Origin of the sequence: Camelimonas fluminis (assembly GCF_014656355.1) — a bacterium.
In the GTDB taxonomy this organism is placed as follows: Bacteria; Pseudomonadota; Alphaproteobacteria; order Rhizobiales; family Beijerinckiaceae; genus Camelimonas; species Camelimonas fluminis.
Map to the genome: position 1 here is coordinate 1 of NZ_BNCG01000105.1, position 2,635 is coordinate 2,635.

Genomic DNA, 2,635 nt, shown 5'->3' on the forward strand with positions numbered 1-2,635 from the left:
GATTGGAGACGTTGCCGCTCAACTCCTGGGCAGACTTGAGCGGCAGCGGGCTCCCCAAAAAAGGCCGGGAGCGGAAGCCCCCGACCAGTTCAGGGAGGAACCGCCCCGTGTGGGGCCTCGTGCGGGCGCGCGAGAGGGCGCAACCCGAATTCTGAGATGATTGACGGAGGGTGTTCACGACGCCCTCCGTTCTTCTTTGACCGGCAGGAAGTCGTCCGCGCGCAGGCGGATACGCTTTTCGCGGGCATAGTCCAGCAACGCTGGATGATGCCTTTGCGGGATCAGGCCGCCGGTTCCACCAGCACCCTTTGGGCGCTTCCAGTTAGAGACGCGGGTACGATGCACACCGGCAATCGAAGCTACCGCGCTGACGCCTCCAAGGCGGGTGATGATGGTCGAAGCAGGTTCCATCCCCCTACAGTAGCGATATTCACTACTGATGCAAGAGGGTTTGTAGCGAAATTAGAAACCGACAAAGACACCGTACCCGGCTACCAGTGTTCCATGCTCGCACTCTGGCTCAAAGACGCGCTCAAACACTCTGGCCTGTCTCAGGTTCGCCTCGCGGCGGAGCTGACGGAAAAGCTTGGTCGCTCGATTGACCGCGCCGCAGTCAACAAGATGCTGCTCACCAGCCCGAAACTGAAAGTTAAGCCGCGAAAAATTTCTGCTGACGAGATGTTGGCTATCGAGGAAATCACCGGTTATCCGCTCCCCGTCGAGCATCGCGCAACCGTGGAAGTGGTCCCCGTTATCTCATGGGTGAGCGCTGGCCGCATGTGGGCCCAGGAAGCGGTAAAAGCCGGCGACATTGTGCGGGAGATTCCAGTTGCGGACCTGCCTAACGGCGACTGGATTGCCCTTCAGATCGAGGGCGACAGCATGGACCGCGTGGCCCCGCCCGGCTCGGTGATCCTGGTCAACACGACTGACACCCGTCTGGTCCCTGAGAAATTCTACGTCTTTGGCTACGAGACCGGCGAGGCGACGTTCAAGCGTTATCGCCCCAACCCAGACCGTCTCGTGCCCTACTCCACAAACCCGGACCATGAGTCGGTTTACCCGGAGGACGGGCTGAAGATTGTTGGCCGCGCCCACCGGGTGATTACGGAGCTGGAGTGAGGCTAGATGGGGGGCGCTGCCAATGACGGATGAAGGCGCGTTATTGGCCAGGCTGAAGTGGCTTGCCACAGACGAAAAAACGCCGCTCGATACCCCTCAATGGAGCGAGACCGAAGGCAGGGGTGGACGGCGCATTTCTATAGTATGTCCACTGTCCATAGACGGATCATTGGTATCTGGCCTAAGGCTTGAAATCCACGGCCCGCAGGCCACATTGCCGGGCCGGCCATTCTACGGCCTGGCGGCCCACCTATTCGCGACTGAGCGGGCGCGAACGTGGCATTTGGGTCGAGTTGAATTTGATCCGGAGGATAATAACAAAACACATAAAAACAGGCCGAACCGAGCCGGCGCACCAGCTTCTGTATCAGGCCCGCACATTCACGATTTCGAAGCCAGTTTCCAATATGGTTCGTGGGCCTTCACGCCGAGCGGGAACCTGCCAATCGCGTTTCCGCTTGACATCGTGCCGGCCAATTTCGATGGCATATTGGATATAATACGGTCGAGGTTTAACATTCCCGGCCTATGGATGGAGGCCCCTGCATGGTCGCGAAAACTGATCTGATCAGGTCCGCCTCTATGCGAGACCTGCTTGAGGAAATAGCAGCTGAACTCATCACGACCAATGTCGAGAATGACGAGGGCTATCTTTCTCTCCCCCTGCTGTACCCCGGCGGGGCCGGGGCAGTTGTGCGCGTTCGTCGCGACAATGATGGCTACATCGTCACAGATGGAGGTGATGGCTATCGGGAGGCAGAGCATCTAGGTGGCGAAAGTGCCTATTCGCGCATCGCTCCGGTGATAGCTGCCCAGCACGGGGTTGGGTTCGACGGCTTCTCAATGTTCTCCACCAGAGTGGAGAGGGAGTGGCTGGCCAACACAGTCCTATTTACTGGCGCAGCGAGCAAATCCGCCGTGGACAGAACCGCAGAGAGGCTGACCGAAGAACGCCAAAAGAAGGCAAAATCAACTTTCAAAGACCGTATCACTGAGGCCTTCGGGAAAGCTGCGTCATTCGATGTTGAGATAAGAGGCGCGTCACTCAGAACCTATAAATTTGACGCCCGCATTCAGCGGGGTGATCACATTTCTATCTTTGAACTTGTTATGCCTCACGCTGCTTCAGTGAACAATGCGTTCGTAAAGCTCCATGACATTTCGCGGCTAGACGCAGATTTGACGGCAAGCGTCATGTTGGCAAACAGGGCAAAAATGGATGCAGGCGAGATCACGCTTCTTTCCAGCGCGGCGCAGCACGTGATTGGCCTGTCGGACGCGAAAGAGGTCATTCTTGAAGCGGCATAGCGCGGTCATCCCTCAACGATAACAACCCCGCTCCGGCGGGGTTTCTTTTTGCCCGGGGACTGGCGGGTAGACGAGGCCAAAAGCGATTGTTGTTTTTTTCGCTACAATGAGGGTTGACGACCAGTAGTGAATATCGCTACGTTATCTCCATAGCCAACCGGCATGGAGCAACCAGCCATGGGCAACGGAATTCAGATCGGCCACC

At 57.5% G+C, this 2,635-nt stretch carries 3 protein-coding genes; all 3 read left to right on the forward strand.

Annotated features, from left to right (window positions below; translation table 11 throughout):
• The first annotated feature begins 156 nt into the window (after positions 1–156).
• The 3 genes from IE243_RS22475 to IE243_RS22485 are packed head-to-tail and all read left to right on the forward strand — an operon-like array spanning position 157 to position 2,430.
• Entirely contained in the window at positions 157–1,122 is a 966-nt protein-coding gene (locus tag IE243_RS22475) for a S24 family peptidase (RefSeq protein ID WP_191321515.1), read from the forward strand.
• 22 nt (positions 1,123–1,144) lie between these two features.
• The gene (locus IE243_RS22480; protein ID WP_191321516.1) at positions 1,145–1,690 is read left to right on the forward strand and encodes a hypothetical protein; all 546 of its coding nucleotides are present in this window, start codon (positions 1,145–1,147) and stop codon (positions 1,688–1,690) included.
• The gene (locus IE243_RS22485) at positions 1,669–2,430 is read left to right on the forward strand and encodes a hypothetical protein (RefSeq protein WP_191321517.1); all 762 of its coding nucleotides are present in this window, start codon (positions 1,669–1,671) and stop codon (positions 2,428–2,430) included. Before IE243_RS22480 ends, IE243_RS22485 begins: the two co-directional genes overlap by 22 nt.
• The last annotated feature ends 205 nt before the right edge of the window (positions 2,431–2,635 follow it).